The 4,787-nt window shown below is 55.9% G+C and carries 3 protein-coding genes; 1 reads left to right on the forward strand and 2 read right to left on the reverse strand.

Translation table 11 applies throughout. The features are described 5' to 3' along the window. A partial coding sequence (locus ACOVRJ_RS19495; protein ID WP_422045488.1) for a DUF3418 domain-containing protein occupies nt 1-635 on the forward strand: 635 nt, incomplete at its 5' end. 175 nt (nt 636-810) lie between these two features. On the opposite strand, the gene ACOVRJ_RS19500 is transcribed toward ACOVRJ_RS19495, so the two are convergent. Together ACOVRJ_RS19500 and ACOVRJ_RS19505 are read right to left on the reverse strand one after the other, a co-directional pair. Continuing rightward, on the reverse strand, nt 811-4,113 hold the full coding sequence (locus tag ACOVRJ_RS19500) for a DEAD/DEAH box helicase (protein ID WP_422045489.1): 3,303 nt from the start codon (nt 4,111-4,113) through the stop codon (nt 811-813). A 447-nt stretch (nt 4,114-4,560) separates the two neighbouring features. After that, the coding region (locus ACOVRJ_RS19505) for a restriction endonuclease (RefSeq protein ID WP_422045490.1) at nt 4,561-4,787 on the reverse strand (227 nt) is incomplete at its 5' end.

A 4,787-nucleotide genomic window follows, 5' to 3' on the forward strand; every position in this document is an offset into this window, starting at 1 on the left:
TTGAGAAAAACATCCCCGACCTGCAAAAAATGGCCGTGGCCTTCATGCCGCTGGGTACGGCGGATGAGCTGAAAACCCAGATCATCGACGTGGCGCTGGACCGCGCCTTCTTACTTGACCCACTGCCCAATGACGAGATCACGTTCAAGCGCCGCATCGAAGAAGGCCGGGGCCGCTTGACCTTGATTGCCAACGAAGTGGCCCGGCTGGCGGGCACCATCTTGCTGGAGTTTGGCGCAGCCACCCGCAAGATCAAGGACACCAAAAACGCCCCCGAAGCGACGGCAGACTGCACAGCGCAACTGCAACGCCTGATGCCCAAAAACTTCATGGCCGCCACCCCGTGGCCGCAGCTGCAGCACTACGCCCGCTACCTCAAGGCCATCACCCTGCGCCTGGACAAGTACCGCGCCGACCCCGCCCGCGACGCCCAGCGCCTGGCTGAGCTCAAACCCCAAGAACAACGCTACTGGCGTCTGGTGGCCGAACGCAAAGGCGCCCAAGACGCCCGCATGCTGGAGTTCCGCTGGTTACTGGAAGAGCTGCGCGTGAGTTTCTTCGCGCAAGAACTGCGGACCCCGCAGCCGGTCAGCATCAAGCGGCTGGAGAAGGCTTGGGGGCAGTTGAATCATTGAGGGACGAACCCCCAGTCGGATTTGATTTTTTGAGAATGAAGTCCGCTTTAGGCTTGTAGCGGAAGTCCGGGCTTGCCACGGTGAACGTCCGCTTCATCGCATTCCATTCGCTTACTAGCCTAAAGACCATGGTCGCTTGATCTCAACCTGTAAGCGGGCGGCAGCGATTACCCCATCAGCTTGATATCACTACTAGAGGATGGTTTGTGATAGTGCGTAGAAAGAGGCTCGTAGAGCCAAGAATGGCAAGGTGGTCATTTTCGATGCCCGCCTTGGACAGCCCCGGCTGAACAATACCGACGCGAAAGGCAACGTACTTACGTCGCGACGCCTTTTTTAGCACAACAAGCTTTCGCAGGCTTCCGCGAACAAAGCGCGTCGGGCGACCCGCGCGATGCTTGGTCTCACGCTCTGTTAGATGAGCAACCAAATTGGGAAAATTCCATGTCCACTTGGTCGATTTTTGCGCTTGGCCGCAGACCTCGTATAGGTCTTTCACGCGGTTTCCAGGTGCGGCTCCAGAGGAATACTTGCAGTGCCATAAAGTCACAGTGATGGTCTGATCCCCATCTTCAATAGCTACTATGTCCGCGCTTTCCCCAGCATCGTCGTCATCAATGATGAACGCCGAAGGCCCTTGCTCCAGGTGCTCGATAAATTTTTGTTGAATCGAGCGAGGGCGCAGCGCGCCATCTTTCCATCGGCTTTCCTGATTTTGGAGCGTGTCGCCCCACCCCAGCGGAGCGATCAGCTCTTGGTCATAAACCTCAGCAAGCTCTTCACGCGGTTTCAGCAGTATTTCGCCCGAGAGTTGCGAGCCATCTGCAAGTCGTACGAGAGGTGGGTTGGTCGTGAAGAAGTCTACCGCCAGATCAGTCTTATTGAAGGCCTCAATGCTGACATCAGGTCCTTCGACCCGCACAATCGAGTAGAACAGTCCCTGGGCTACTCCTTCGGGGACTAGCGTCATCTTGAACACGGTCTCGACTTCACTGCCAGCCTTCAGCTTGAACGTGAACTCGTTACCTGCCGGGTTCCACTCGACAAGATCTAACTGACACTCATGGAAGCTGTATTTCTTTTCTCCGTGCACAACCGTAATCTTGAAACTCGCCGACTCGAAGAGCTGATCTGGCCAGTCGATCATCATCGCATGCACATCAGGAAGCACGCCGCCTTTGCGCAACTCAGGAACGAGGGTGTGCTTGAGGAAGTCGTTGGGCTCGATGTTCTCGTTTGAGAGCTTGATCCCCAGGTCTCGGCACCAATCTCTCCAGCCGGCCAGAGAGTCCGTCTGAAGAGACCAGATTTTTCCTTTACGTGAGCATCCAATGCTCACTCTCTTTCCGTCTTCGTAGCCTACGCCCATGACGTTCGACTTCATTTTGTCCTGCTGCTGCACGGGATCGATAGCGTCACCGACATCGAGACCAGCATACATTTGGTATCTGACATTCCGGCTCAAGCCCGTCAAACCCACGCTGTGCAGCGTCATTCGGCGCAGATTGCCGAAAGCCCTGAACACCTCCTCATCGCGAACCGGTTGCGGGTCAGTCGAGAGACTTTGAGCCAGCTTCCACGCGAAATTCTTGCGGGAACTGTTAATGAATAGAAGGCCTTTTTCCTCTTCATAGAAGGCGATAAAAAGGTCCCAGGTATCGATGACGATGTCACGGGAGTCTGTCCAGTCAACCTTGTCTTCCTGATTGACAATGAAGACCAGCATCTTGTCTTGCTGACTGAAGATCGGCTGATAAATGACCTGGTTCGGTCGAAATGCATTTGCATACCCTGTGTGGTCGAAGTTCGTGACGCGAAACACCTCCGTGCTCAGCTTCGGGTTCATCGTGAGCGCAGATATCTGCAGTTTCGTAGCAACTTCCTTCAGTGGTAGAAGGTTTTCGACAAGCTCTGACAGCCTCGCCTGCGGGTCGATTGCGTCATAACTCAAGTCCGACAGCAGGTTGTTCCAATCAGCATCTTCTTGATAGAGGCTTTCAAGGGCTTCAGGCACGCCGTCTTCAGCAGTATTTGCCACGAAACTTGCGTCCCCGACATTGTTGGCCGCACGAGCGAAGCGACCAATAAACTGCAGCGTGATGCCCAGGCTCTTGTGAACGGAGTGCAGCGCGGCCACCTTGAGTTGCGGCAAGTCAAATCCTTCGCCGAACATATCCACGCAGATGATGATCCTGTGCTTGCCGCTTCGGATATTCCGAAGCACCTGTTCGCGACCCTTCGTGTTGCTGTGGACGAGGACCGGGTTCAGGTCCGGAAATTCTGTGCTGTAGATGTTCTCAAACAGGTCCTTGGCTTGGCCAATCATGTTGGCTCTCGCCAATAACATGTGGTCTAGGCCGCTTGCCAGATCGGCCCTCAGTCTCTGTACGGCTTTCTCGGCGATCCGCAGATCGGCCACGGAGCTGTCTGGCTCAAAGACTTGAAGGAACTGGATCGGCTTGAAGAACTCGTTCTCCTGGGCAAGCTGAAGTGGGTAGTTGTAGATGATCTTCCCGTTCAAAGCCTTGCCGTCTTCCCGGAACGGCGTCGCAGTGAACAACAGCATTCGAGCATGTGCGCAATAACTTGAGAACCTGTTCCAGGTTGTCGCTTGCGCATGGTGTGCCTCATCGAAGAAGACTTCACTGAAGAGTGCTGCAAACGCTTTTTGCTCATTCTCATCGCCTCGGCTGATGGAGGCCATCGTGGTCACCACAATGTTGCAGCTTCGGAGCATGTCGAACTGGGCCGCAGTGGGCTTTCCTGTCAGCACGCCTACGACCGGATTGAGCACGTCAGTGACGATGCCCAATTTTCTCAGGAGCCCGTACTCCCTGAACTTATCTGCCGTCTGCTGCCGCAGCGGGTCTGTGGGCACTATAACCAAGATGCGATCACCGCGCGATTCGACGGTGATGGCCAGCATTACCTCCGTTTTCCCCGTTCCTGTGGGCATCACAATAATGGCCGGGTCTTTGCTCAAACTCCAGTGCGCCGCTATCGCGTGGAGCGCGCCGATTTGAGGTGCGCGCAAGCCAGGCCTGGCGGCGAACCCCTCAACTGCAACCAGCTCGGAGACGTAGTTGATCCCGCCTCGCCATGAGGCATGCACCTCAGCCCTCAGTCGGTTCCCTTCAGCCAAGCTGTCTTCGACTTCCCGGAAGCGTGCATCCGAGACTTCAAGTATTCCGTCTATAACCTCACCATCAGTCCCGCGTAGTACCCCGGCGGGAGCCAGATCCGTGAAGTCAAATCCATTGACCATCAAATCAATGGCGTAGACAGCGCCGTCTTCAGTGGTCGCCTTGAAGCGTTTGAAATTCGGACCTCGGGATCGATGGGCAATGACGGTGGCCGGGTAAACCGCGCTCGCACGCCCGATGCATGCGGCCTCGATTACGCCGTCCCGGCTCTGGAAGGCATATCTTGTTGGCAGGCGCAGGCGCGTTGCCTCAGCTAAAACCGCTTCTGTGATCATCCCCCGCCCCCGTTCTGTTTTCGCGCATCGCACTCATAGCGAGCAAAACTCATACAAATTACGCAAGTCCTTGCACTGCCTGGTGCTGGATTGTGTGTGCCGGTGCGACGTCAATGGCGCACCCACCTTCATCTAGGCTGCTGCGTCCAGCAACGAAGATCAACACGCGCTGCTGCAGACCGTCATCGCCTGGTTCATCAAGATACTCATTCGTCTGGGCGTGTTGGTCTAGGAGATGGGGCAGGCCTAGCGAAGACCTCACCGTCTGCGAGCAGTCGACCGATAGCGCGGAGTTCTGAACGTCCGCAACATGGCGCAGAACGAATGTTCGGCGCCCGATCCCAGCAGACCGCACTCGCTGCATCTCGGTCATACCCGTTTCCCCATCGATCATCTGCACCAGAATGAACTTGCAAGTTCAACTGAATGCAAGTTGGGTGTATGTGCTTATTGCCCATGAGACAAGCCTTCAAACCATTCCGGATTCACTACCACTCGCGGCACAAGTTCCGTAGTCACACCCAGCGAGAGTTCTTTCAGCTTTTCAGCCAACTCATCCCCATCCACCAAGTCAATCGGCGGTGCGCCGTCGCGGGTGGCTTCTTTGATGGCGCCTGTTGTGAAGGTGCCCGTGGTGATGAACAGCCCTTTGTCAGCCCGCCCGACCATGGCGC

This window comes from Roseateles sp., assembly GCF_049240545.1.
Classification (GTDB): Bacteria; Pseudomonadota; Gammaproteobacteria; order Burkholderiales; family Burkholderiaceae_C; genus Paucibacter_A.

Bases quoted from the DNA above. Each gene is read 5' to 3' on its own strand.
- ACOVRJ_RS19500 (WP_422045489.1), bottom strand. From the start codon at position 4,113: ATGATCACAGAAGCGGTTTTAGCTGAGGCAACGCGCCTGCGCCTGCCA.